The sequence below is a fragment of the Prosthecobacter sp. genome (genome assembly GCF_046154365.1).
Lineage (GTDB): Bacteria > Verrucomicrobiota > Verrucomicrobiia > Verrucomicrobiales > Verrucomicrobiaceae > Prosthecobacter.
Map to the genome: position 1 here is coordinate 1 of NZ_JBJXFV010000009.1, position 26,024 is coordinate 26,024.

Below are 26,024 nucleotides of genomic sequence, written 5' to 3' on the forward strand. Positions count from 1 at the left end.
AAGTTAAGAAGGGATTGCCGCAGATTCAGGGAAGCCGCAGATTTCTCGCCTGAATCGTCTAATCTGTGGTTTTCCTGAATCTGCGGCATTCATTCATGTGCTGTCCTTAACTTAATGACATTGATTCAGCATTCGTCATTTGCGTTCTGCGGTGGTGAGTGGCGTGACGGGATTTTCAATGCGGCGGCCTTGGAGTTCGTTGAGGCGGCAGGTGGGGAGGTGGGGGAGGACGTGTTTGGCGAAGAGATCGCATTCTTCAAGGTGCGGATAACCGCTGAGGATGAAGGCACGCATGCCCAGGTCCATGTAGCGGTTGAGTTTGGCGAGGACTTGATCAGGATCGCCGACGATGGCGCTGGCGCAGCCGCTTCTCGCGAGGCCGATGCCGCTCCAGAGATGCGGCTCGAGGTAGAGATCGGTGCTTTGGGCGCGGAGTTTGTCTTGGCGCTTCACACCGGCGCTTTGGCTGTCCTGCGAGCGCGCTTTGATCTCGGCGCCTTTGGCGACGTCGAGTTTGGAGATGAGGCGATCTGCGGCGGCGCGGGCTTCGGCTTCGGTTTCGCGGACGATGACATGTGCGCGGAAGCCGAAGTCGATCTTGCGGCCATAGGAGGCGGCTTTTTCGGACATGGTGCGCATAGTTTCGGCGATGCGGTCTTCAGTTTCCGGCCACATGAGGAAGACATCGCAATGCTTCGCGCACAAGTCCTGCGCGGCAGGCGAGATGCCGCCGAAGTACATGAGCGGGCCGCCGTTTTGCTGATAAGGCTTGGCGGGTTCGGTGGTGGGGAGGCTGATGTTGTAGAACTCGCCTTTCCACTCGAAGTGGCCGCCGGTGCGCCACAGGCCTTGGAGGATCTGGATGATCTCGCTGGCGCGGGCGTAGCGGACTTCGTTGCTCTCCTTCAGGCCGGGCAGGTCGGAGGAGATGATGTTGATGCAGAGGCGGCCTTTGGCGATGTGATCGACGGTGGCGATGGCGCGGGCAAGCATGGGCGGCCAGACTTCACCCATGCGCAGGGCGACGAGTTGGTTGATCTGCGTGGTTTGTGGGGCCATGGCAGCGGCAAAGGCCAGCGCGTCCTGTCCGGCGATCCAGCCGCTGGGGAGGAGGATATTTTGATAGCCGAGGGCATCGGCTTTGCGGACGATGTCACCACAGTGCTCATAGCTGGAGCGCAGACTGCCGTCGGGCACTCCAAGGAACTCGTAGTCATCTGCGCAAAGGGCGGAGAACCAGGCGACTTCGGCCTTGCGGTCAGGCGTACGGATAGGTAGAGCTGTCATGCAGATAAGAGTGACGAGGCAGGAGGTTTTCCTGCATACGAGAACGACAGCAATTCATGTTTTACTCAAATGCGTAAAAATCCGGTGTTCCAAAACGAGGTGCTCGGCGCGGCCATCCTGCAGGTGCGCAGCGGTCGTGCGAGGTCGCGGACCACGCTGGCGAAGGCGCTGGGCGTTTCGCCCTCAACGGTGGGGATGTATGTGGACCGCCTGATCGCGGAAAATTTTTTGAGTGAATCAGGCGTCCGGCAGGGGCCGATGGGGCGGCCACGACGGCTGCTGACGACGCTGGCTGGCGCAGGCTGGTTTGCCGGGGTGGAGTTTCATGCGTTGCGCGTGCAGGCGGTGGGCGTGGATTTTTCCGGCAGGCAGACGACGGCGGTGGTGCGTCCGCTGCCAGCAGAAGTCACCGCTGACAGCGTGATCAAAACGATTTTGCTGTGTGTGGCGAAGTTGACTGAAGCCATGCAAGGCCCGCTGCTGGCGGTGGGTCTGGGCGTGCCAGGTTTGGTGGACCCACAGGCGGGCATCGGACTGCACTACGCTTTCATTCCCGACTGGAATCAGGTGCCGGTCTCCAGTCTCATCAGCACGCGACTCGGCGTGCCGGTCATTTTGCAGAACAATCTGCGCGCGATTGCCCTTGCCGAGCGCTGGTTCGGCATGGGGCATGATTTGAACGACTATGTGATCCTGGGACCGCGCAGCGGTTTTGGCATCGCAATGGTGCTGCATGGCAAACTGGTGGAGGGGGCGCACCATGCCGCCGGTGAAGTGGGACGCTGGCCATGGCCGCTGGGAGGTGGTGATGGCACCAGCCAGGAACTGCATCATGTGCTCAGCGCACCGGCGACGTGGCGGCGGCTGGCGGGTGTTTCGGTGCGAGAGAAATTGCCGGAGGATTTGCGTGCGGCACTGGTGGAATTTGCAGCAACTGACAGTGCGGAATGGCAGGCGGTCTGCGCGGATTTCGCGCGCGTCATCGGCTGCCTGCAACTGCTCACCGACACCGAGGTCTTTATTCTGCATGGGCCGCTGACGGCGCTGGGGGAGCGTTTTTGCGAGTCGATCATCCGGGCGGCGCGTGCGCTGGCACCCGCGCTGGCCACAGCGCCGCTGAAGGTGGTGCCTTCAGTGCTCGGTGATGATGCCGGTGCGCTCGGTGCGGCGAGTCTGGCGATGGAGGCATGGTCGCCGGCTTGAGCCGAGACCATGCAGTCGGAGGGTGCTGGATGAGGCCCCTCTTACAGGCCGAAGGAGAAAAAATCACAATCGGGACGAGCTGTCGTGTAACTCATCCCGCCGGATCGGTATTGGGAATGGTAATACACCATGATTCGATTCATTTTTTTCTTTCTGCTGGCTGGTTTTACCGCGGTTACGACTGCTGCGGCCGTCACGGTGAACAGCCTTTCACACACGAATTACACTGGCTACGTCATTGCTGCGGACGCGTCGATTTCCGGCGCGGGGACCGACCGGGATGAAATCGCGGTGGAGGCCAACGTGAGCTTTGGCTCTGCGGCGGTTTACCGCTTGGATTGGTCGTTGCTCGATCCCAGTGGCACGGCGGTGGCGACGGCGACGACGACTGCTGCATCACGCAGTGGCACGGTGACAGTCGCACAGACGATCACGCCTTCCGCAGTCAATCGTCTGGTGCCAGGCAAGCTTTACCGTGTGAAGGTGGATGTAGTCAAAGTCATCGGCAACACGCTGGAGGCCACGTTTACCGAGACTACGGGGCAGACATTCATCCATTTCATCGGTACTTCTTCAGGCTCAGATGATCTGAATGTCGTGAGCGAGATCACCGCGATCACGGTGAACCGGGATTACCTGCTGGAATCGAATTCAACGCGGATAACGATCCCGGTGCGGGTGGATTACACGCTGCACCGCTTTGATGACTGGTCGGGAACGAATACGGCGAAGGATGTGGCGCTGACTTTTGGTGGGCAATGGTTGAGGAATAGCGACGGCGCAGTTCAGGCGGTCACCGTGTCGGGGAATACGAAGACGGAGTCAGCGATGGGTAGCTTTGATGCCTCAGCATCTCCCATCGCGCCGAAGGTGGTCACGGGTTTCAAGATCATCCAGGTGGACCCGGCGGCGATCCTCGCGCCGGACAATTACCGCGCCTCTGTTACGATCACACATACGGAGAATACGGTGACGCCTTCCAGTTACACGGGCAACACCATGGATTCGGCCTCGACGTTGACCTATCATTTCACAGGGCAGGTGAATTTCGGCAGCGGCCCCATCATGACGCATGTGACTGATATCGGGGGTGCGCCGGGCACGTTTTTCGGAGCGCTGGTGACGCTGGGCACCTCAGTCGAATGCACGATCACGCCTGCTGCGGGAAGTGGCACAGTGGATGGTGTGAGCGGCTACACTTTCGGCGGATCGACGATCCAGGTGGTTTTGACCGCGAGCGGCATCGCTCAGGTGCGGACGGCCTGGCCTGGTACGATGAATCTCGATCCCGTAGCGACGGCAAATCGCAGCGGTGTGCTCAATGGGGTCGATTTTCAGCGCACCGGCACGGCCTATTTAAATGCGACGGGTGCTCATAGTGAAATTCTGGCATTCCTGCCAGCGGGCATCGGCTGGGCTGCAGACAAGGTCACGGGCCTGCTCAATGCGAGTGTTGCATTTGGCACCCAGAACCTAAATCAAAGCCTCATGCCCTCTGGCACGCTGACGATTACACCGGGTGCGGGCGCATTTTACCTTTGTGAGGAAACGAAGCCGGTGTACATCGAAGCGGCGGTGTTTTCGTGGCTCACCAGTGCGGGAGAGTTTCAGTGCGGCGCGGTATGCAATGCGCACTCGATTCGAAAACCACTGCTCGATTTTCTCAGTAGCTATGCATACGCAGATCCGTCTCTCTCAACGAAGCGCTCGAATGACCACCTCTACAACACCGTCACTACTGCTGCAAATATCAGTGTGAAAAAAGGCGTGAGCAATGGGGCGCAGATCACGGGAGATGTGAATTTGTCTGCCGGTAGCTTGGTGACGCATTTCCCATACGACACGTCGGTCGTGTGGGCGAGTGCGAGTGTCATGCACATCGCGGGTGATATCGTGAATCCGGCAGGGAGCCAGCTCAATGCGCCGTCAAACCTCGTCAACGCGTACAACCAGCACTGCACCGATGAAATCGACTGCACCGGTGCGCGGACGGAAAATGTGACGCTCACTCCGGCGGGTGCGCTGTCTTTTACCGGTGATGGTGGTCTTTACGCTGGCGGTGCGGTGACACAGACCATCGAGTGGGGTTACAACGGTATAGACTTCACGCATCAGGTAAATAGCACGTTCACGGACGCACACTTTCTCATGGCTGGCACCTTCCTGCGAGGGGACCAAAATCTGCTCAATGATGAAGACGGCCCTGCGAACATCCTTCTGAGCGGATTTGATCCTGCCAACCTCACTGTGGCCGAGCGTCCACAGACGACAGCGTACTCGAACGGCTTGGGAGACTACGCGGGCATCAATTTCCGCTGCTCCAGTTTCACCAGCCCGCTCGCCACAGCCTCAAGCCGACTGCAAGGCAGCCTCTTCGGTCCGTATAATCTGACAACACGCAGCAAATACTATACGCGTCTCTCTGGCGTCACCGGAATTCACGAATCACCCACCGGTCCAGGTGGACTCACGCTGGCTGGATATCTTTTCAATCTGACGACCTTTGGTTGTTCTTTTCTCTCCAGTGAGATGGAAGACAGCCGCATCAGTGGCGAACTCGACATCATCACGCCAAACAACTTCACGCTTGATTTTAATGAGCTACGGTTCTCCTGCCTTGGTTCACTTGATTCGTTCGAGCTGGGCAGCGGCTCTAGCGGCACAGATTGCAAGGAGTTCGATCTCTGGAACGCTCTCTTCACACCGCTGGCCGTTTCGTTTGTGGATTCAAGCGCCTGCGGTGCCAGCTCTGCGCCTGGAACTGTGACAATGAAGCTGGGCTTTACCGCGCATGCTTCACACTTCGCGGCAGCCTTCGAAGGCTCACTCGGCATCGAGTACAATGGGCACTTCGCGAAGTACAGCGATCATATGGACTTAGCGGTGCCCACACGGCTGACGCTGCCCTCTGCGCTAACAATGACCGGCGCGAGCGGTGAAGAATACACCTTCTTCCCGGCTGAGGGGGCTTACTTCAATGACAATCCGGCTTCCGGCACTGGCGATGGTGAGGGTTTTTGGAGCCTCTTTGGTACGCTGGATGTGCCGTTTTTTGAGGACATGCGCGTGCATTTGCAGACTCGTGCGGGTTTTACAGCCACGGGAGGCACTGCGCCGGAAATTGCCTCGCCGCTCTACATGACTGGCGGCTGGATGGACACCAGCAGCCAGACGGCCTTTGATGTCGATTTTTTTGACAGCACCCACACCGGTCATCCGGTCGCATTGGCAACTTACCGTGATCAAAGAACGACGACTTATCTCCCACACGCGGAGAAACTCTGGCTTGGCGTGATCGATTTTGATTACCCAGTCGTGTGGTCAAGCACGAGCTTCGACTTCCGCGGTTTCGAGGCCCAAACGCAGAATCTGCTTGTGCTGAGCACCGAGCATCAGCTCGACTTTATGGACGAAAAAACGGCGGAGATTAGCTTTGGAGTGCAATACAGCGGCCTCCCGGAGATCAATCTAGCCAGCATGGCTTTCAATGCCTTGGACGAAGCCACCGGTGTCTCCTCCGCGCTAGTCACCGCAGCAGGCAACGAAGTATTCACCTCCCTCTCGGGAGGTGTGGATAGCTTCACCGACATGCTCAGTGACAAGGCCGAGGATCTCATCGGCGATCTTCTGGATCAGGCAGTGGATGACGTGTTGGATGATTTTTTGGCTGAAGTGAAGACCAACACGCCCGCCGGTGCGAAAATCAACGCAGGTGTGCTCTCGGGCGTAGTGGACCGCTATTTCCGCGATCCGACCAGCGATGCCGTGAAAGCGCTGAGCAGCGTGAGTGACACTACCGCGCTCACGCAGAAGATGATCGCCGACTTCAAGTCCAAGCTCGATTTGATTGAAGACGCCATTGATGCCGTCACGGTGGGTCTCAATACGGATGCTGATCCTGAAATCGACTCCTATGGCCTCTTGGCGAAATACGTGCCATCTGGTGGCACCGAGGCCGAACGTGTCATTTTCCTCAACCTCGCCTCGGCGCTTATCGACACGCTGGCGACAGTCGCTTCCTCAACCGAATTGGGTGACAAAATCCGCGAAGTTCTTGCTGAAATTGAACCGCAGCTCGAGGCGGCTCAAAACGTGCTCCTAGAAATCAAGACGGCGATTGGTGAAGTGCGTGCAGCGCTGAATACCGGTGGCGAACTCGCTGACGAGATCACGAATATCGTGAATAATGCGACGACGCAGATCGAAGCTGCCAGCGATGCTGCTGGTGACTACGCTGAGGAGCTCGTGCTTGCAATGACCGTCGAAGACCAGTCGGACATTGACGCCATCATTGTGGAGTGGAAAGCGCAGATCGCACAGCGCATCACGGACGAAATTTTTGAGAGTCAGTTCGTGACCGACATCCAGGAAGCGATCAAGGAAAAGGTCTATGACCTTCAGGCCGCTTTCAATCAGGCAGTGGATACCGCGTTTGCTGCACTGAATACAATGATCCGCCAGGCGATGAGTGAAGTGCTGGCGGGACTCGACGAGACGATCAACGACAACTTCGTCGGTGATGTGCAGAACTACCTCGGCAGTGGTTCGCTTACTGGCTACGCCCACATCAATGGCGACAGCCTCGACGAGTTGCGCATCGACGCGACCTTCAAAATGGAGGTGCCAGATGCGATGGAACTGGCCGCGTACCTCCAAATCAAGGAACTGGACTCTGATGGCGCAACAAATGCGGCATGCTGCGGCGGCGCTACTGGCGCAAACATCACTGAGGTCAGCATCGGAGCCCTCGATGTGGGCCTTGGCTGGACTGGTGTGAGTGGCGAGGAGTTGCGTGCCGATCTCGGTGTGAAGTTTTCACTCAATAGCAGTGGCTTACCCATCGGCCTCGGTGGTTCGTTTGAAATGACGAGCGGGGAGATCAGCTTCGAAACCTTTAAAATCACCGAACTGGGAGCCAGCGTCATGTTTGGAGCTACGGAGAACTACCTCGCTGCGAAGATCGGCGTCGAGTTTGGTGAGTATCAGATGGCAGGCGGAGTCTTCTTCGGCCACGCATGTTCGCTTGATCCACTGCTCATGGTCGATCCTCTCGTGGCCAGTGTGCTGACGATGACGGAATTTACTGGCGTCTATTGCTACGGCGAGGCGACCTTCCCGGTTTACGGTACTGGCACTTGCCTATTCAACATCAGTGCCAAAGCGGGTGCCGGCGTGTTCTACTTTACCGAAGGCCCAACGTATGGCGGACGCCTCACGATGGGTGTGTATGGTGAAGCGCTGTGTGCCGTTGAGATCGGCGGTGAGGTGTCACTCGTTGGCCTGAAGAGCGGGGATGACTACGCCTTTGCCGGCAGCGGTCGTCTCTACGGTAAAGCAGGTGTCTGCAAATTCTGCCTTGAAGCTGATCTCCGCGCCCAATTCGAGTACACCGATCAGGGCGGCTGGGAGGTCAGTTATTAATGGCGAAATCGTACTCGCAAATTTCTCAAGCATTCCTTCTTATGTATTTCAAAATCTCCGCTGACGACGGCAATCACCGCGCCTTTGGCAAGCTGCATTACGCATGCGTTATTCTGTCTCTGCTGCTGGCTCCGTTTCCGAGCTACGCTCAATCTGGAACAGGAAACTCCCTCATCGTGGCCGGCACCACAACGACGAACGGCAGTGGCAGCTTTGCGTGGATCGCTTTGCAGCCGACGGACCCTTCGGTGGTGATGGGAAAGCAGATCGCAGTGTATCGGAAGAGCGGCGGACCGACTTCCGCCAGTTCGTACTCGCGCGTGGCGATCCTGGAGCCGGCGGCGGATGTGCGAATCATTGGTTCACTGCTTACGCGGGCGAATGTGCTCGGTGAAAACCTTCTGGAGCTAAATTCGGTGCTCTCGGAATTGCTGGAGGATGCTAGTGCGGCAGGGACGGTCACCGTGGCTCAAAAGATGTCTGCCTTCATCAGTGGAGCCTGGGGCGACAACGACAAAATGAAGCGGGTGATGCTCGTCGCACGTCAGCGGCCCTCAGTAGCATTATGCGCAGGCCTAGCCCATATGGAACGGGTGTCCGCAGTTGGGGTGCTGACTTATGAACTGCGAGATTTCAACACTGCCACGAGCACGGACATCGGTGTGGTGGGACGTGTGACGGTAGATCCCGCCGCTCCGCTCGTGCTTCCTGCGCCTGGTGCGCCTGTCGAGCTGCCGGACACGACCTCGAAGGGCAATCTGAATGTTACTTTGCGCTGGGCGACGCCAAACACACTGCGTGACCTAGCACCGCTGCATCATGGCTTTGATGTGTACCGTGTACCGAAGGCTATCGCGATGTCAAAAGGCTGGCACACCACACCGCCGACCACGGTGAATGATTTCACATCTGAGCCGACTGCGAGAAAGATCAATACGCTGGCCATTTTGACCTCCGTGATGCTCACTGCTGCTGAAGCAGCGAATCTGACCAACGACACCGTCTATGTGCACGATGATAACGGCCGCTTCAAAACGGCTGGCACACCATTCGCCGATGGCGCACAATTTTATTACTTCGCCGTCGCCCGAGATCTGCTGGGCAATGGCGGAACACCTTCCCCTGGCACCTTGGTAGAAATCTGCGACCGCCTCCCGCCGAACCAGCCCAAGAAGGTCAAAGTGCGCAACGTGGCCAGCTACAACGGCACCGTGCATGATCAGCGCCTCGAAGTTTCTTGGGAGGCACCGGATGTTGTCCCACCTGAAACCATCGCCGGTTATCGGGTGTATCGCTGGCGCACACCGTCGGAGATTCCGACGAAAGAAAAGCTGCTCAATCGCAATCTCATCGCCATCGTTCCAGCGACAACGCACAGCTTCATTGATGACGGTAGTCCACCTCCGCCTGGTGGGGCTGTGAATGACTACAGCACTCCCGCATGGCCTACAGACAACGGCAAGACGTACTTTTACACCGTGCGCGCGATTGATGGCAGTGTGTGCGGTAACGTCAGCGGCAACAGTCCACCTGTGTTTGGCGTGCTGCGCGACCGTGAAGGTCCTGCGGGATCGAAAGGGGAGGTTTCGTTGAAGTGTTTCGAGCCGTTGGTGAGCTTTACCAGCGCAATGCAAGTGGCGAAGACTGGTCTGAATGCGGATACCGCTCATTTGCAGTTCGTTTGTACCAGTTCGCTAACCACCGGCCTCGCGTGGGCGGAATTCAAGGTTACAACTGGTGGTTCTGAGGTTCTGCTCGGACGGAGCGCGTTTAAAAAAGACGGCACGGGCTTTTTGCGTGTGAACCTCCCGCGCACTCTGCCGAAGTTCACTGGCAACGGCACTTTTTTTTGCCGCGTCGCCACACCTAGTGGCACCGTTTCTGCATGGGTGCCTACCACAGGCCAGGACAACATCACCCCCCAAGCTGGTAAATACATTGAACTGAAGTGGAACACCGTGCTCAACTCTCTCACCCTGCCGGGTGCCGATTGTGGCTGGCGTCACCAGACCACCGATCCTGTCACAGGAGACACGGTCAAGCCCACCGGCAGTTTCATTCCCAGCACCGGCTCACGTGAATGGAAATTGTACCGCCGGGTGAATAGCAGCGCACAGACGCTCATCGCTCAAGGTGAAATCCCCGCCGGCAGCACTGCACCCACCACTTGGACGGATTCTGACCCACCGAAAGCCAACTGCACGGTGTGCTATTTCCTCGAGCTTACCGACGAGCACGGCAATCCCGGTCAGCTCATGCAGCAGGGCGAGTGTGCCACCTTTGCTGATGCCACTGCGTTGCCCACACCGATGCTGGAGCCGCTCAAATCTGTGCCGCCACTGATGAGCGGAAAAATGCAGGTCTCCTGGATGTGTTCGACGGCCGGTGTGGAGCGCTTTGAGTTATGGGTGAGCCGTTCCTCCGGCTCGGCACCTTCTAGCACCGGTAGTGGACTTTCCACCGATTTGGCCACGCATCTGAACATGGTTGATGGCAAAGATTTTGCCGTCTTCCAGACTGCGCTGGCACGTCATCTCAGCCCTACTGGCACGCCGGAGTACAGTGTCGAACTGCCAGTCTCGGTGAGTGACGCTTACACAGTCATGGTCCGTGCCGTTGGCTCCGGTAGCAGTAGCACGCGTGCTGTTGGGGCTTTCAGCAATGTGGAAACTTTCACCTACACCTCCCGCGACTTCACATTGAGTGCGGCGGTTCCTTGGCCGGATCGTCCGCTGCCGCCGCAGGCAGCGTTCCATCCTGGCATTCAGGCCGCACATTTGAACGTTTCAGATCTCGCGCCGTGGAAAGGAAACGGCATCCGCATCGGAGAATACAGTGATCCGCCATTCAACGGCAACACCACCACGGCTCAAACGGATCAGGGTGGTCCCGTCAACACCGCAGTGCATGTCAGTTTCAATCTCAGCAGCGTCCTCAATGTGGAACATTCCATATATGTCAATCAACCGCTCGATAGCGAGGAAGGTGGCAAAACCGTGCTTCCTGGGGCGGTGTTCCCCGTAGCACTCTACCGCGTGCAGATCGCCAATAGCACCTTTCCCGTTGTCTCTGGTGATGTTGTGCAAGTCTCTCCGTTGATGGAGCGCATCGCCCAGATCATCGGCGGCCCGAACAAAGTCGTTACGGATCCTTTCATCGCCATCCTGCATGAAAGCGATAGTCCGCTCACCGGAACCGAGACGCAATACGACCACGACATCTTCCTGCTCGATCGCCAGCCTGTCATCAAAGGAGCCACATATAAGTATATCCTTGTACGTTTTAGCCCCACGAAGGAGATCGAACGCGTGATCGTGACGAACACTGTCGATGTGCCGTTGTGAACTGGTGCCAAAATCAACCCCCTGTTTAAATGAAAACCATCTTCCCTGCCACCCAGCACACGCTGAAACGCCCAGATGCTCAGCAGCGATGCTCGGACCTCTCTGCACTGCTTTCTTTCTGCGGCAAACTTGTGGCGCGCCTGATTTTTTTCATCGCTGCCGCCACTCACGCCGCTGCACCCAGCTACGAAAACGAGCGCGAATTGACTGCCGCCGGTGATTTCAATGGGGATGGTAATGCTGATGTGCTCATCGTTGATAAAGTGACAGGGCTGTATCGCATTGGCTATGGTACTGGACTGATGACGGGGCCGAGTTTCGCCTCTTCGCGGGCCACCGGGGTCACTGACGCCACTAGCATCGCGGTGGGCAAACTTTTTGGCACTGCAGCCGATTCTTTTGCCATCACGGCTCCGGCGCAAAATCGCGTCCAAATCCTTGCTCCGAGCACTGCTAGTTACGTGGAGCCAAAAACGGTGCTCAGTGTCGGTTTGGGGCCTGAAACACTCTGCGCGATGGACATCACCACCGGTGGCGGCAACACTCCTGAGGACGATTTGGCCGCGATCATCACCGGACACCCAACTTTGGCCAATGCGATGAGCGAACTCCGCTCAAACGCAGGATCATGGAGTATTATCGACGTTGGCGACTGCCCATCGTTTCAAACCGTGCGTGGCAATCCGCTCCACACGGCGGTAGGTGGTGCGATCCTGTTTGGTTACCTGCGTGATGCTGGTGCCACGAATGATTTTGTGGCGGTGAATCCCACTGGCGTAGGTTTCACCACCGAATTGAGCCTGCCAGGCTTGGTGGACAACGTTGGCTTCACTGCTGTGCCGTTTCAGAGTCCGAACATGGACCTCGTGTTTTACGTTCCTGGTGTCTCAGCGGTTCAAGTGCGCCGTATTGTGACGAGTGGTCCAGGTTGGGTTTTCTCTGCGCCGTTCACTCATACCTTTGGTGCCCCGGTGGCTCAAATCGTGCAGGTAGCAGATCCGGCAGGTGCGAAAATGCTCGTGCGTTTCTCCAGTGGTATGCTGGCGATCTATGGTTACACCAGTGGCGTTGGCTTCTCCGCTCCAGTCACGCTTTCGCCCACCGGTGGCAGTGGTGTGATCAGCGGCGTGGTGCCAGCAAATGGCTCCTCGCAGTTTCAGGTGCTATATGCCGCCGCACCTGGCCAGCCTTCCACCACCGCCATTTCCTTTGCCAATAACGGTAGCGGCTGGACCCAGACTGCCATCACCACACTGCCAGCGGTCAATGCGTATGCCAGTTATGCCAACGTTCTCCTGCTCAGCGACATGCCATTCCGTGCGGACAATGTTTCGCAACTGCATAGCTATAAAGCGGGAGATTGGAGTGATAGCGTGAGCATCGGCGGCGGTCCCTTCAATGTGCTGGCACAGATCGCCAGCTTTGTACGCAGTGCCCAGGGACTTGGTGTGCCCTCAGCACAGAATGTGGGTACTGCCGCGAGTGCCACGCCGGGTACAGCGGTCAATCAGCAACACCTCCAGTTCTCCATCGTGAACTTTGACAGCACGCTTGGCTCCAGAGTGGAGGACGTGTCAATTTCACCCGCAGCGGGCAGCTTCAGCACTGGCATTGAGCTTAGCTTCATTGGTTACAGTGGCGGCACGACGGTCTATTACCGAATCGGAAGTGCCGGGAGCTTCACCGCATACAACTCCGCAGCCCCACCGTGGGTTTTTACCGACGGTTCGGTCTATTACTATGCCGACAAGCCCGGCACCGGCCCCACGCTGACAAAATCGGCTGCTTACACCTTTACCACGCCACCTGCACTTCAAGACCGCGATGGTGACGGCGTGCCTGACTTTGTCGAAGTCAATAAAGGCCTCGATCCTGATGGCGGCAGCGACTCCGATGCTGATGGATTTAGCGATGCTGATGAAATCAGCGCCGGTACCAATCCGAACAACGCAACGAGTAAACCCGCTACTGATGCGCCTTCGCTTAGCACGCTGCTTGTCGATGTGAGTGTGCGCCGCCAGAGTGCCACTGGACTCACCACTGGCCGTGCGGCCAATGACACTGTCATTACCATCACCGATCCGCTCGGTAACAACCTCGGCAGTGGCAGCATCGGCACGGGCGGTGCGGCGGTTTTGTTTGGTCGGATTACCGTGCTGAATGCCACGGGTGACAAAGGCTACCTGATCGCGCGTACACCGGACAATTTCTCCAACAATCCGTCCATGACCACGTACCCTGGCCGTGCTATGGCAGGAATCGTTCCCGTGTCAGAGGAGGACGGCTGGAGTTTTGGCAGCACGCAGGGGGCACTAGTCACTACTGGCACTGCATGGAGTTTTGGCTCCACGAACTGGCATAATACCTCGACGAATTGGAGCCCCACTGGTGCCAATGCTGGTTACGACGATCACTGGAGCAGCACGCAGCAGAGCTTCACTTTCCCCATTGATGGCGCAGGTGCCGCAGCGCCCAACTGGCTGGCGCAAAACCTCGCGGCTGCCAACCGTGGTGGTCAGCCTTATGCGCAGGTCACTTTGACGAGCGAGACCACACTCGCTGCGCTGATGTTGCGTGAAATGGTGCGTGATCTCTTCGCCGCACGCGGAGTCATTGTCACGGGTGATGAAACGACCGTCGATCAAAATCCCCATGCGCTTCGCACCCGCTCTAGTACTACACCGACAGCTTCTATCGTGCGCATGAGCGCTCTGGTGAGCTATCTAGACGCTGCCTTGTCCCACACCGACAGCACAGCGCTCCGCCAAGTGGCACGTGATGTCTATGCGCGCCACGAAGCTCTGGCTGATGCCGCATTGGGCAGTATGACAGCGCCGCTGACTGCGCTATACGAGTTTGTCACTACGGGTAATTTGCCTGCCGAGTATCTCAGCGGGTCAACTTTCACCAGTGGCGACTACGCCACGGCCAAAGCCCGTTGTGCCGCCGTCCTAGCAGGCTATCCAACCCGGAGCAGCGCTACCTACACACTCGTCACCCGCGCAACGGCTTCACCTGCTGGGTTGACGCTGGTGCAGGACAGCGGCGGCACCCCCTATGTCCTCGTCGATGCCGATCATGATGCCATTCGGCTTCCCAGTTCTGTCTCCCTGGCTGCTGGCACGAGCATGACTGTCTCTGCCTATTTCGACCTTCCCGCCATCGCGAGTTACGCGGTGCTGGAAGTCATCAGCCTCACCATCGATGCGCTGCCTTCCACGATCGATGCAGACAACGACGGCGATCTCCTGGCTGACAGTTGGGAGCGTCGTCACTTTGGCACGCTGGCTTATGGTATGTATGACCGCCTCGATGCTAGTGCCTATACTTTAGTGGAGGAATACTTCCGTTCGACCGATCCACGCAGCGCATTGAGTTCACCAGCGGTTCCTCCGACGAATCTTGAATTTTCCAAATTTGACCTCTCCCTCGCGTCTGGTACACCGACGTTACGTGTGGACTGGCCGGCGGCATACACCAGCTACATCAATGTGAACTTTGAAGCCAGCGACGACCTCCTCAGTTGGGGCGCTCCGCCAGAGCTTTCCGCAACGCTTGCGGACGCTGACACCTTTGCCAAAACGATCGCGCTGGATCGTTCACGCCGCTTTTTCCGTCCGTTGGCAAGTTTGAAGAGGTGATTGTAGGCACAAAAAAACCGGGCGGCAGGATTTGATCCCGCACACCCGGTTGGTGAAACGGAGAATTACTTCTCCAGGGCTTCGTTGGCGGCCTTCCAGCCGGAGATGCCAGCGGAGAGGTGCTTCACGTTGGTGTAGCCGAGCTGGCTGGCGGCGTTGGCAGCGGCTTTGTAGGCGCTGCAGGCAGGACCACCACAATAGGCGACGACGAGGGCACCTTTGTCAGCAGGGAGCACGCTGGCGAGGCTGTCCTTCTGGGTGGCGAAATCAACGGCGGTAGGAACGTGGCCGGCCTTGTAGGAGGCGGGACCGTTCACATCGATGACGGTGACTTTCTTGTCAGCGATGGCCTGCTTGAGGTCGGCGATGCTGATGTCCGGGAACTCGGCGGCGAACACGGAGGAGGCGACGAGCGCGAAGGCGAGGGCGATGATTTTCTTCATGATTGAGTTTGGGTGGGTTGAGTTAGGGGTGCGCGTGGTGGCTGTGCGCGGCAGCGGCCCCGTCTGCCGGGGCAAAGGATTCAATGCGGAGGGTGAAACCAAGGTTTCATGGATTGGTCGTGTGGGACGTTGCATCCGGCGGTTTTATTCCCGGCCTTTGCAGCGTGTGGGTGTCATTACGTTTCATCCGACGAAATGCTGCAAAGAAATCACAGGATGGGGATGAACAGCCGGGCGAAGCCGTTGCGCAGGCGCTGCTGGACCGGGGCGGCGGCCAGCAGTTCGCGGGTGATTTCGCGGCTGACGGCGAGTTTGGCATCCATCTCAGCGCTGAGGAGCTGGCCCAGCTCGGGGTCGTGGCAGGCGAGGTTGAACTCGAAATTCAGGCGCAGGCTGCGTGGATCCCAGTTGGTGGAGCCGAGGAAGGACCACACGCCGTCGATGAGGAAAAATTTGGAGTGGTCGAAGGGCGGTGGGGATTCAAAGATGCGGCAGCCGACGGCGAGCAGCTCGGGATACAAGGTCTGCGCGGCCCAGCCGACGAGCGGGATGTTGTTTTGCGCCGGGGTGAGGATGGTGACCTTCACGCCACGAATGGCGCAGAGCCGCAGCGAGGCCATGAGCGTGAGCGTGGGCAGAAAGTAGGGCGTAATAATGCGCACCTCCTCGCGTGCGGCGTTGAGCGCCGCAAAAAAGGCGGCGGGCATGACCTCCATGTCTTCATCAGGGCCATCGACGATGCCGATGGCGCTGGTTTTGCCGGTGCCCGGAATCTCCGGGAACCATAGCGGTCCTTCGAGCGCTTCGTTGGTGCAGAAGGCCCAGTCTTCGGCGAACACGCGTTGTATCTGCGCGACGATGGGACCGCTGACCTCAAAATGCAGGTCATGCACCGGATGTGCGGGTTTGCGGGCAAGCATGTTGCCTTCGCGGATGTTCATGCCGCCGGTGAAGGCGGTTTTGCCGTCCACCACCATGATTTTGCGGTGATTGCGCAGGTTCATGGTGATGAGGCGCAGGATCATGCGGTTGGGCATGAAGCGCCGCGCGGTGACGCCCGCTTTGACGAGTGCATCGACCACTGGCGGCCAGGAATAACGCGTGCCAGCGTCATCGATCATCACACGCACCTGCACGCCGCGTTTCACCGCGTTGGAAAGCTCGGTGACAAAGTCCGCACCGATGCCAATGGCTTCAAAGATGTAGCTGGCGAGCGAGATGCTGCGCTGCGCGCCACGAATCGCCGCCAGCATGCGCGGCATGGCCTCATCGCCATGGTACAGCGGCGTGACGGTGTTGCCCAGCGTGAAGCAGAAACGCGAGATGCGGTCGAGCGTCTTCGCGAGCTGCTGGTGCTCCTGCGCCTCGCTGCTTTCGGAAGGAAAGGGCAGGGGATGTTCCGGCACGGGATCCAGCCACGGTTCATAGGTGCCGCTGCGATAATGCTTGGCGCGACGGCGCAGGATGTTGATGCCGAGAAACAGGTAGAGCAGCGGCCCGATGAGCGGCGAGAACACGACGAGCGCCGTCCAGAACGCGGCGGAGCGGTAATCATGATGCCGCAGCAGCAGATGAGCCAGAGCGACGACCGCACAAACGATGGAGGCAATGGCGAACGCTGTCGGCCAGAAGGTGAATTCAATCCAGTGCATGATTCAGGATGCGATAAAATCAATCGCCGCGCCACCAGGAGCGCCAGGTGGTGTTGGCAGGCTGTTCGTGCGGTGTTTGCACCGTGGCGTTGACCTGAACTGGATCTTCGCGGTCGGCCGGTGCTGCGGCTGGTACAGCGGTTTTGGCGAAGCGTGACGAGACGGGCCTGGTTTTGGCGACTACGGCGACCTGCGTCGGTGCGCGTGGGCGCAGCACGATTTCTGCCTCGAAGACGGGACTGAGAGGTGAGGGTTGCGATGGCGGTGGCGCTTCGACCGGGGGCATCCAGGGATTATTGGGCACGATGGCAAGCGGCGGATCGAAGGAGGCTTCGCCGGGCGCGGCGATTTGAACGAGAATTTCCGGCACTTCTGCTGCGGGCGCCGTGTCACGCACTAACTCGGCTTCTGGTGCCGTTGTCAGCGCCTGCGGGAGCATCGGCGTCAGATGTATCACGGGCTCTGTGGAAGGAGTGACTTCGATTTCATCCGGCAGGGTGCCGCCTTCAAACACGGGGGCGGAAAAAACCGCCGGCGCTGCGAGGTTGGTCATCGGCACAGGTTGGGTGGAGAACATGCGGCTGACCAAGGAGGGAGATGCGGCGGATTCGTTCAGGCTGGGCAGCGGTTCGACGCCGAGAATCCACGCTGCGTCTAAGGTGGGGCAGGATTCGGTGGCTTCGAGAGCCTGGAGCACTGAGAGAGCGGGTTTGGGCTCGAACCGCATTGGCGCGGCTTTGGGCATGCGGAACACGGGTTCGGTGAGAGACGCGAAGGCGTCGTGTGGCGGCGGGGCGACGGTGATTTCAGCCGCGTCATCGGACAGCAAGGACTGCGGGATGTAATCGTCCTCGGGTTCGATGCTGGCGGCTGCTGGTGGCAGTTCGATGAATGGGGCGTTTTCTTCGCGATGAATCTGCTGGGTGAGCCATTGCTCGATCTGACTCTGCGGCTGAATTTTTGGCTGCGCCTGAACGGGTTCTGGTGCGCACGGTGGCGCGGCCTTGGGTGTGCTGACTTTCTTGCGGTTCAGCAATGCCAGCGCGGCGGCTCCAGCGGCCAGGATGAGCGGTGTTTTGTTCATGCGCGAGACGATGACGCCGCCAAGGGCGGTGGCAGCCAGCATGGCCAACGCGCCGGGCGGTTGACCGGCGTGCGTTGCATGATCCGTCGGAATACCCTCTGAAGCCGTGCTCATCCGTAGTGTGACGCGGATGCTAATTCATCGCGTCTGCGGCGGCAAGATGCATCTGGCCCGCAGGTTCACTTGTTGGTGTCGCCACCGCTGGCGACGGCGAGACCGGCGTCTTCGGGCGGGAGGAAGGCTTTGAAGCGGTTTTTGTCGATGGCCTTCATGTAGGCCTCCATCGGCGTGACGTAACCGTCGCGCAGCTTCTGCCAGATGGCTTCGTCCATGAACTGCATGCCTTGGGCCTTGCCGCCGATGATGACGTCGTAGAGCTTCTGCGTGGCACCTTCACGAATGATGGCACTGACGGCAGGATTCGTGACCAGGATCTCATTCACGGCGGCACGGCCCTTGCCGTCGGATTTTTTCATGAGGAGCTGGGCGACGACCCCCTTCAATGAAGCCGCGAGCATGGTGCGTACCTGGCTCTGCTGGTCGGAGGGGAACACGTCGATGATACGGTCAACGGTTTTGCGGGCGTTGTTGGTGTGCAGGGTGCCGAACACGAGCAAGCCGGTTTCCGCCGCCGTGAGCGCGAGGGCGATGGTTTCCAAGTCACGCATTTCGCCCACGAGCACGATGTCGGCATCTTCGCGCAAAGCGGCGCGGAGGCCGTCGGCGAACGATGGGGTTTGAATCGGCACTTCACGCTGGGTGATGATGCTTTTCTTGTTCCGATGCACGAATTCGATCGGTTCCTCGATCGTGATGATGTGGCGGCGGAAGTTGGTGTTGATGTAATCGAGCAGGGCGGCCAGCGTGGTGGATTTGCCGGAGCCGGTGGGGCCAGTGACGAGTACCAAGCCGCTGCGCATATGGCCGAACTCCTTCACCACCTGCGGGATGCCGAGCTGCTCGAGGCTGGCGATTTTGGTGGGAATGATACGGAACACGGCGGCGTAGCCATGCTGCTGGCGCAGGTAGTTGCAGCGGAAGCGATTGTCCGCGTCCATCTCGTAGGCGAAGTCGAGATCGCCTTTTTCTTTGTAGCGGTCCCAGGCGCGCGGCTCACAGATTTCGCGCATCATGGTTTCCATGAGGCGTTCGTCGAGGATTTGGTCGGAGATGGGCTTGATGCTGCCATGCACGCGCACTTTGGCAGGCTGCTTCTGGCTGAGGTGAAGGTCGGAACCGCCCAGTGCGATGAGCTGTTGGAAATATTGGTCAATGATTGGCATGAGACGTTCGCGGTGCGCGGTTGGGTGGCTCAGGACTCGAAGTATTTCTTCATGATCACTTTGTCTTCGGCGCGGGATTCACACTCCTCACGGCTGATTTGGCCGGCGGCGTAGAGATTGCGCAGCGAATCATCCATGGTGATCATGCCGACGCTTTTGCCGGTCTGCATGACGCCGGCGAGCATGTAGGTCTTGCCTTCACGAATGCAGTTGCCGACGGCAGGTGTGTTCACCAGCACTTCGAGCGCCATCACGCGGCCATTGCCGTCGAGCCGGGGCACGAGCTGCTGGGAGAGGATGCCGCGCAAGGATTCGGAGACCATGATGCGAATCTGATCGCGCTGGTCGATGGGGAACACATCGAGCACACGATCGAGTGTGCGTGCGGCGCTGCCAGTGTGCAGTGTGCCGAGCACCAAGTGGCCGGTTTCCGCAGCAGTGATGGCGAGCGAGATGGTTTCAAGGTCGCGCATTTCACCGACCATGATCACGTCCGGGTCTTCACGCAGCGCACCACGCAGCGCGGCGGCGAAGGAGGCGGTGTGGGTGTGAACCTCGCGCTGGTTCACATGGCAGCCTTTGGGCTCGATGACGTACTCGATCGGGTCTTCGAGCGTGATGATGTGATCCTGGCGTTCCGCATTGATGGAATCGACCAACGCGGCAAGCGTGGTGGATTTGCCGCAGCCGACGGGGCCGGTGACGAGGATGAGGCCGTTGTGGAAGCGGGTGAGCGTTTTGGCGGTGTCAGGCAGGCCGAGATCCTCGACGGATTTGATCTGCGTTTTGATGACACGAAAAACCATGTCGATGCCGAGACGCTGCTGCACCACGGAGGAGCGGAAGCGGCCAAAGGCCGGCGAATAGGCGAAATCGACATCGCCGCGTGCTTCGAGCTGCTTGGTCTGTGCTTCACCGAGGAAGCCGTAGGCGAGGCGGCGGGCATCTTCGGCGGAAAGGAGGGCGGCGTTGTCCCAGATCGGCTGCAGATTGCCGTAACGCCGCCAAGCAGGCTGCGCGCCGGTGGCAAGATGCAGGTCGGACGCATCATACTCCATGCAAAAGCGCAGGTATTCGTCCACGGAACCTAAAACGGGAAGGAGGTCTTGAGGAGGTTGGTTGGATTCGGACATGAAAGGAAAAGGCACTGACTAGACTGTCCCGAGGTCAGGAGCGTTAGGAGAAGCTTTCTTGTGCAGGTAGGATTCGAGCCATCGTGTGCCGTAGTTCAAGATGGATTTACGACCCAGCGCGAGAAGCGGGCTGAGCAGCAACGCCAACAGGCCGCGATTCTTAGCGGTGGCGACCAAGTTGTCACGTCTGTTGTTGGGCCAGACAAGTTTGATCAGCGCCAAGCCGGCGAGCGCCGCGCCACCCATCCACAGAGCGCGATGTTTCTCGATGCTGCGTGCAACCAGCGCGTGCGGACTCCATTCCTCCACCGCGAGCGTGGCATGATGCGCCAGAGACGCGCGCGCGGCCTCCAGATCCTGCAACGCCTGTTCCTTCGGCGTTAGTGGTGTTTGTTGCTGGCGAGCCATTCGCGATCCCGGCGGAATTGATTGAAGGTTTCCTCAAAGAACTGGACGCCGCGCAGCCGGTTTTTCAAGCCGGCGAGCAGGAGCAGCCCGAGAAACAGATGCACCGCAGCGCCGATTAACGCGACGCGGGTCCAAGGCCAGCCATTGTATTCGGCGATGAGCCACACCAACGCGGGGGCGGCGAGAATCCAGCTCATGATGAGTGCTGTGAGCGCCAGCATGAACATGCCGACGAGGTTGGACAGCCGTGCACCAGCCTCTTGGCCTTCAATGTGCAGCAGGCGGCCACGGGCCTCGATATACAAGGCGATGGCACGCAGCAGTCCGGGCGCACTGGCGTGTTCCTCGGATGCGGGCGGCGTGCCTGGATTCATGAGCTGTGCGCGATGGAAAATCAGCGACGCAGGATGGAACCGACGACGAAGCCGATGCCGAAGGCGGTGAGCAGAGCTTGCAGCGGCTTTTCACGCGCAAATTTTTCCGCCTCCGCGCGTAGATCAGCATAACGCTCGCGGGCTTCGGTGAACGTGTGGTCGGCAAACTCGCCGGCCTTTTCCTTGATGTCGGTGGCCGTTTGCTCGGCGCTGCTGCGGAACTGCTGCGCGCGAGTTTCGGCGGCGGTGCGGAATTCAGATGCCTTTTGAGTAGCGGCGGCGCGCAATTCCTCGGCGGCTTTCAGCGCACTGGCCTTCGCCGCTTGAAACGGATCGTGCGGCGAGCTGACGCCGAAAGGGGATTCTGCGGTGGGGTTCTCAGTCATGGTGCGAAAAAAAGCTGAAGTGAGCATTCTGGCCGTCCGCACGGTGCGCACAGCCTTGTGTTCGCGAATAAAGACGGTCTCGTCACAATGGCGAGAGGAAAAAACAGTTCGCTGATTTCTTAGCTCAGTTGTTGCGTGCCATACCACGAGTACCGCTCTTCCGCAGGGCGGGCTGCCGACGCCGTGCCAGCAGCAGGGTGCGCTGAAGCGCGGCGTTTTGCTGCCGGTGGGCGGTGAGTTCGGCTTTGGTGGCGGCAAGTTCGGCTTCCAGCGACTGGAGACGCAGTGTTTCCATCGCGGGAAGCGACGGCAGGGAAGATTCCGCAGGTTTGGCAAATGCCGGAGCCGGAGGCTTCGACGGTGCAGCAGGTGCCGGTTTTGCGGCGAGACGGGCCTCAAGCTCCGTGATTTTGGCGAGCATGGCGGTCAGCGACTGGGATTGAGCAACATCCAGGCCTTGCTGGGCGTGTTGATTGCTCTGCTCGGACTGCAGCAGGCGGTGGGAGAGATCACCGCGCAACGCATCAAACTGGCGCTGCGTTTTGGCCCGCCACGACATGGCATCGTGATGAATGGCGGTGAGTTCAATCTGCTGCTCCAGCGCCTGCTTTTCCATCTTCGTGCATTCGCTGTGCATGCGATCATTGTCGCGCAGCAGCACAAACGTGCGGATCATTGCGATGAGAAACAGGCCGCTGAGAACCGTGAGACCAATGAGCAGAAGCTGAACGTCGTGAGACAATGTCTGGAACATATGGAGTTATGCAGTAGGCAGCGTTTCAATTCAATCGCGCAGGCAGTCCTTCGCTTTGATGAAATTTTAACGCCGTAAGCTCTGGCTTCAGGAGATGGCGAGAGCCGGCACCGGCGACACGACGGGTTCAACCGGCGATTCAAGCACCGCCTCAGACTCAGAAGAAGGAGGAGGTGGCGGCGTCACCGCTGCCTGACGCTGCTGGATGTCATGGTAACGCTGTTCAGATTCGGTGAGGCGCTTGGAGAATTCGGCGCGGAAAGCGTCGAACATGCGTTGGAGTTCGCCACGCCAAGCATTGGAATCCTGACGCACGGCGAGGATCTCCTGATGCTGAGTGAGCACCTGTTTTTCCATCTTGGCGGTGCTGTCACGCAGGCGGTTGTTGGTGCGCAGCAGGAAGGTGATCCGCACCATCGCGATCAGCAGCAGGCCGCCGACAATGCAGAGAATAAGTTTCAGCGTGGGGGCATCGAGAACGATCTGAGGGAGGGACATGAAGTGATTGTGAGCACGTTTCGTTCCAAAATCAATCTGGCTTCTTGCTGTTCGGCTTGGCCTTCTTTTTTGCATTTTTACCAATATCAGAGGCTTTCCAAGTGCCGACGGGTAGCACAAGTGCTCGCGCCGCCCAGGCATCCCAACTGGCGACCATCGTTTTCATGCGTTCCGGTTCACTGGCGGCCAGATCATGCTGCTCCGCACGATCTTCCTCGATGTTGTACAGTTCCCATGGCTTTTTTTCCTTCGCCACGATCTTCCACGGGCCGAAACGATGAGCGCGATTGCCTTCGTGCTCCCAGAAGATGGAACGCACGCCGTTGTCCTTGCCATGAAACGCAGGAGCCAGGCTCACGCCTTCCATGGGTTGAATCGTCTGGCCTTTGAATTCTGCGGGATAGGCCGCACCGGCGACATCGACACAGGTTGCCATGAGGTCGATGAGATGACCGGTCTGCTGCTCGATTTTGCCGTGCTGCGCAGCGGGAATACCAGCGGGCCAGTGAGCAATGAGCGGTGTGGCGATGCCGCCTTCGTGAACGTAATGCTTGTACTCGCGGTGCGGCGTGTTCGAGACATTTGCCCATGCCTCACCATACGCGATGTAATCATTCGGCCCTCCGGGCGTGATGCCCAGGCCCTGCTTCACCGGCTGACCATCGCGTGTTTGCTTGGGAATGACGTCCGTCCGAATCGCGTCGGGTGCGATCACTGGAAACGTCTGGCTGTTCGCCTCCGGCAGCTTGAGTTGTCGGCCAATTGCCTCCTGGCACCCCCCGTTGTCCTGAAGAAACAAAATGAGCGTGTTCTCCAGCAAGCGGTGCTTTTCCAGGGAGCTGATCACGCGGCCAATGCCCTGATCCATGTGGTCGATCATTGCGGCAAAGACCTCCATGCAGCGTGTTTCCCAGACTTTGTCCTTCACGTTCGACCAATCACCGACGGTGGGGGCCAGCTCCGCGTTTTTTGCGATCAATCCCATCTCCTTCATGCGCAGAAACCGCGCCTGTCGCACGGATTCGTAGCCTGCGTCATATTTGCCGCGGTATTTGGCGATGTCTTCCTCCAACGCGTGCATCGGCCAGTGAGCCGCCGTGTAGGCCATGTAGAGAAAGAACGGCTTGTCCTTCTGGTCACGCGCATGCTCGTCGATGTAGCGAATCGCGTGGTCGCTGATGGCATCCGTATAATAATAGCGCTGCGGCTGGTATTCAGGATCGGCGAAAGGCGAGATCATGGTGTCATCGCGTGTCAGTGTTCCCGGATCATAAAAACTGCCCGCGCCGGTGATGGTGCCGTAGAAGCGGTCGAAGCCGCGTTGCAGCGGCCAGTTGTGCTTCGGTCCTTCCGGTTTGGCATGCTTCGTGACATGCCACTTGCCCACAGCATAAGTTCGATAGCCTGCCGGTTTTAACACTTCTGCAATCGTGACGCAGCGGTTGTTCAGATCACCGCGATAGCCGTCATGCCCGCGATCTTCCATCATGTGGCCGATGCCCGCCTGATGCGGATACAATCCTGTCAGCAGCGACGCCCGCGTCGGGCAGCAGCGCCCAGTGTTGTAGAATTGATTCAGCCTTACGCCGCGTTGTGCCAGCCGGTTGAGGTTCGGCGTCTGAATTTCCCCGCCATAGCAGCCGAGGTCGGAGAAGCCCATGTCATCTGACATGATGAGGATGATGTTGGGAGCAGCGGCTCGGAGTGCGCTGGCAGTGATCAGAACGAAGAGAAGGGAACGCAGGAGCATGGCTCACCCCAAACGATGCCTGTTTGATGATCTCACACCCGGATCACGATTTTGCCGAAGTGCTGGCCGCTTTCCATGCGCTGAAAGGCGGCGCGGGCGTCTTCAAACTCGAAGGTGGAGTCGATCACCGGCTGCAATTTCACCCGCTCGATCTCCGCGAGCATCTGTGCAAACATTTCGCGTGAACCGACATAGATGCCGTCCAGCCGGATGCCTTTGCGCAGGATTTGCACCGTCTGAATCTCGGCACTGGTGCCGGTAAGAACGCCGATGAGGGCGATGTGGCCGCCGAACCGCGTGGCCTTCAGCGACCGATTGAGCGTTTCGGCACCACCGATCTCAATCACCTTGTCCACGCCGCGTTTACCGGTTTGCGCCAGCGCCCAGTCATCCCAAGCGGGATCGGTCTTGTAGTTGTGAACGGCATCGGCACCGAGTGCGAGGAGACGTTGGGCCTTGTCATCGCTGCTCGTCGTGGCCAGGACGCGTGCGCCGGCCAGTTTGGCAAACTGGAGGGCAAAGACCGACACGCCGCCGCTGCCGAGCACGAGCACCGTTTCTTCCGCCTTCAATGCTCCTCGGGTATGCAGCGCATCCCAGGCGGTGACCGCCGCACAGGGCAGGGTGGCTGCTTCTACGATGGATAGGTGCGCAGGCACCGGCAGCAGGCTTTCGGCACGTATCACCGCAAACTCACGCAGCATGCCATCCACCGCACCGCCCAGCGCTTGGGCGGCATGTGCCTGGCTATACTCGCCGTCCAACCATGTTGGCATGAAGGGGCAAACCACCCGGTCGCCTGCTTTCCATGCCGAAACGCCTTCGCCCACCGCCACCACTTCACCTGCGCCATCCGAGCACGGGATGCGAGGAATCGGCCCGCTGACTCCCTTGATGCCCATGACGTTCATGTAGTCGCGGTAATTGAGGCAAACGGCCCGGACTCGAAGCAAAACTTCGCCGGGGCTGGGTTTCGGCTCGGGCAGCGTCACGGTTTGCAAAGAATTCAGGCCGTCGGTTCCGGTGATTTGGTAGGCTTTCATGGGCTTGGGAAGAATGAAGGCTAGCGGAACTGACCGGCCCAACAAGACGGAAGTTGGTCTCCCATCAATCCCGCACATCGGGCAGTAGCTGGCACTATTTTCTGCGAGAGAAGTTTTTCCCCGCCATGGTGTGAACAAATTGCACCCCAGGGAGGCAGACGCTTGGTTTTCAAGGCGAAAGCGATCTTTGCGAATCAAAAATGAAAGGCGGCCAGCTTCGCCTATCTGGTCCGGCCGCAGCGGGGCGGCATAGGGAATGTACGGATAAAAGCGGAACAATGAATCCAGCTCGTCCATCGGCTTGCGAGCCTCTTGGGGAA

Annotated in this window: 17 protein-coding genes; 4 read left to right on the top strand and 13 right to left on the bottom strand. The window is 58.9% G+C overall.

Annotated features, from left to right (window positions below):
• Window positions 1-135 precede the first annotated feature (135 nt).
• Entirely contained in the window at window positions 136-1,287 is a 1,152-nt protein-coding gene (locus ACKVY0_RS01100) for an LLM class flavin-dependent oxidoreductase (protein ID WP_409212933.1), read from the bottom strand.
• 69 nt (window positions 1,288-1,356) lie between these two features.
• Between ACKVY0_RS01100 and ACKVY0_RS01105 the strand changes: the two genes are divergently transcribed.
• The 4 genes from ACKVY0_RS01105 (at window position 1,357) to ACKVY0_RS01120 (ending at window position 14,896) form a co-directional block, all read left to right on the top strand.
• Entirely contained in the window at window positions 1,357-2,490 is a 1,134-nt protein-coding gene (locus ACKVY0_RS01105; protein ID WP_409212934.1) for an ROK family protein, read from the top strand.
• A gap of 129 nt (window positions 2,491-2,619) precedes the next feature.
• Window positions 2,620-7,911 (top strand): hypothetical protein, encoded by a 5,292-nt coding sequence (locus ACKVY0_RS01110; RefSeq protein ID WP_409212935.1) that lies wholly within the window; start codon window positions 2,620-2,622, stop codon window positions 7,909-7,911.
• A gap of 41 nt (window positions 7,912-7,952) precedes the next feature.
• Window positions 7,953-11,255, top strand: a complete 3,303-nt coding sequence (locus ACKVY0_RS01115; protein ID WP_409212936.1) for a hypothetical protein — start codon at window positions 7,953-7,955, stop codon at window positions 11,253-11,255.
• 29 nt (window positions 11,256-11,284) lie between these two features.
• Window positions 11,285-14,896: a thrombospondin type 3 repeat-containing protein gene (locus ACKVY0_RS01120; protein ID WP_409212937.1), complete on the top strand. Its 3,612-nt coding sequence runs from the start codon at window positions 11,285-11,287 to the stop codon at window positions 14,894-14,896.
• 65 nt (window positions 14,897-14,961) lie between these two features.
• On the opposite strand, the gene ACKVY0_RS01125 is transcribed toward ACKVY0_RS01120, so the two are convergent.
• The 12 genes from ACKVY0_RS01125 to ACKVY0_RS01180 form a co-directional block, all read right to left on the bottom strand.
• Window positions 14,962-15,339: a rhodanese-like domain-containing protein gene (locus tag ACKVY0_RS01125; RefSeq protein ID WP_409212938.1), complete on the bottom strand. Its 378-nt coding sequence runs from the start codon at window positions 15,337-15,339 to the stop codon at window positions 14,962-14,964.
• A gap of 209 nt (window positions 15,340-15,548) precedes the next feature.
• Entirely contained in the window at window positions 15,549-16,991 is a 1,443-nt protein-coding gene (locus ACKVY0_RS01130) for a phospholipase D-like domain-containing protein (RefSeq protein WP_409212939.1), read from the bottom strand.
• A 19-nt stretch (window positions 16,992-17,010) separates the two neighbouring features.
• Entirely contained in the window at window positions 17,011-18,189 is a 1,179-nt protein-coding gene (locus ACKVY0_RS01135; protein ID WP_409212940.1) for a hypothetical protein, read from the bottom strand.
• 65 nt (window positions 18,190-18,254) lie between these two features.
• On the bottom strand, window positions 18,255-19,358 hold the full coding sequence (locus tag ACKVY0_RS01140; RefSeq protein WP_409212941.1) for a type IV pilus twitching motility protein PilT: 1,104 nt from the start codon (window positions 19,356-19,358) through the stop codon (window positions 18,255-18,257).
• A 29-nt stretch (window positions 19,359-19,387) separates the two neighbouring features.
• Complete coding sequence (locus ACKVY0_RS01145; protein WP_409212942.1) at window positions 19,388-20,491, bottom strand: type IV pilus twitching motility protein PilT; 1,104 nt, start codon at window positions 20,489-20,491, stop codon at window positions 19,388-19,390.
• Window positions 20,492-20,509: 18 nt separating this feature from the next.
• On the bottom strand, window positions 20,510-20,899 hold the full coding sequence (locus ACKVY0_RS01150; protein WP_409212943.1) for a hypothetical protein: 390 nt from the start codon (window positions 20,897-20,899) through the stop codon (window positions 20,510-20,512).
• Entirely contained in the window at window positions 20,872-21,273 is a 402-nt protein-coding gene (locus ACKVY0_RS01155; RefSeq protein ID WP_409212944.1) for a phage holin family protein, read from the bottom strand. The genes ACKVY0_RS01150 and ACKVY0_RS01155 overlap by 28 nt, the downstream gene beginning before the upstream one ends.
• A gap of 20 nt (window positions 21,274-21,293) precedes the next feature.
• On the bottom strand, window positions 21,294-21,659 hold the full coding sequence (locus ACKVY0_RS01160) for a YqjD family protein (RefSeq protein WP_409212945.1): 366 nt from the start codon (window positions 21,657-21,659) through the stop codon (window positions 21,294-21,296).
• A 124-nt stretch (window positions 21,660-21,783) separates the two neighbouring features.
• Window positions 21,784-22,413: a hypothetical protein gene (locus ACKVY0_RS01165; protein WP_409212946.1), complete on the bottom strand. Its 630-nt coding sequence runs from the start codon at window positions 22,411-22,413 to the stop codon at window positions 21,784-21,786.
• Window positions 22,414-22,500: 87 nt separating this feature from the next.
• Window positions 22,501-22,911, bottom strand: a complete 411-nt coding sequence (locus ACKVY0_RS01170) for a hypothetical protein (RefSeq protein ID WP_409212947.1) — start codon at window positions 22,909-22,911, stop codon at window positions 22,501-22,503.
• 31 nt (window positions 22,912-22,942) lie between these two features.
• Window positions 22,943-24,661 carry an arylsulfatase gene (locus tag ACKVY0_RS01175; protein WP_409212948.1) on the bottom strand — a complete coding sequence of 573 codons (1,719 nt, stop codon included), beginning with the start codon at window positions 24,659-24,661 and terminating at the stop codon, window positions 22,943-22,945.
• Between the two features lie 32 nt (window positions 24,662-24,693).
• Window positions 24,694-25,704 (bottom strand): zinc-dependent alcohol dehydrogenase family protein, encoded by a 1,011-nt coding sequence (locus ACKVY0_RS01180; RefSeq protein ID WP_409212949.1) that lies wholly within the window; start codon window positions 25,702-25,704, stop codon window positions 24,694-24,696.
• Window positions 25,705-26,024 lie beyond the last annotated feature (320 nt).

Excerpts from the sequence above, each read along its gene's own strand:
- ACKVY0_RS01100 (WP_409212933.1), bottom strand. The coding sequence starts at position 1,287 with ATGACAGCTCTACCTATCCGTACGCCTGACCGCAAGGCCGAAGTCGCC.
- ACKVY0_RS01105 (WP_409212934.1), top strand. The coding sequence starts at position 1,357 with ATGCGTAAAAATCCGGTGTTCCAAAACGAGGTGCTCGGCGCGGCCATC.
- ACKVY0_RS01110 (WP_409212935.1), top strand. The coding sequence starts at position 2,620 with ATGATTCGATTCATTTTTTTCTTTCTGCTGGCTGGTTTTACCGCGGTT.
- ACKVY0_RS01115 (WP_409212936.1), top strand. The coding sequence starts at position 7,953 with ATGTATTTCAAAATCTCCGCTGACGACGGCAATCACCGCGCCTTTGGC.
- ACKVY0_RS01120 (WP_409212937.1), top strand. The coding sequence starts at position 11,285 with ATGAAAACCATCTTCCCTGCCACCCAGCACACGCTGAAACGCCCAGAT.
- ACKVY0_RS01125 (WP_409212938.1), bottom strand. The coding sequence starts at position 15,339 with ATGAAGAAAATCATCGCCCTCGCCTTCGCGCTCGTCGCCTCCTCCGTG.
- ACKVY0_RS01130 (WP_409212939.1), bottom strand. The coding sequence starts at position 16,991 with ATGCACTGGATTGAATTCACCTTCTGGCCGACAGCGTTCGCCATTGCC.
- ACKVY0_RS01135 (WP_409212940.1), bottom strand. The coding sequence starts at position 18,189 with ATGAGCACGGCTTCAGAGGGTATTCCGACGGATCATGCAACGCACGCC.
- ACKVY0_RS01140 (WP_409212941.1), bottom strand. The coding sequence starts at position 19,358 with ATGCCAATCATTGACCAATATTTCCAACAGCTCATCGCACTGGGCGGT.
- ACKVY0_RS01145 (WP_409212942.1), bottom strand. The coding sequence starts at position 20,491 with ATGTCCGAATCCAACCAACCTCCTCAAGACCTCCTTCCCGTTTTAGGT.
- ACKVY0_RS01150 (WP_409212943.1), bottom strand. The coding sequence starts at position 20,899 with ATGGCTCGCCAGCAACAAACACCACTAACGCCGAAGGAACAGGCGTTG.
- ACKVY0_RS01155 (WP_409212944.1), bottom strand. The coding sequence starts at position 21,273 with ATGAATCCAGGCACGCCGCCCGCATCCGAGGAACACGCCAGTGCGCCC.
- ACKVY0_RS01160 (WP_409212945.1), bottom strand. The coding sequence starts at position 21,659 with ATGACTGAGAACCCCACCGCAGAATCCCCTTTCGGCGTCAGCTCGCCG.
- ACKVY0_RS01165 (WP_409212946.1), bottom strand. The coding sequence starts at position 22,413 with ATGTTCCAGACATTGTCTCACGACGTTCAGCTTCTGCTCATTGGTCTC.
- ACKVY0_RS01170 (WP_409212947.1), bottom strand. The coding sequence starts at position 22,911 with ATGTCCCTCCCTCAGATCGTTCTCGATGCCCCCACGCTGAAACTTATT.
- ACKVY0_RS01175 (WP_409212948.1), bottom strand. The coding sequence starts at position 24,661 with ATGCTCCTGCGTTCCCTTCTCTTCGTTCTGATCACTGCCAGCGCACTC.
- ACKVY0_RS01180 (WP_409212949.1), bottom strand. The coding sequence starts at position 25,704 with ATGAAAGCCTACCAAATCACCGGAACCGACGGCCTGAATTCTTTGCAA.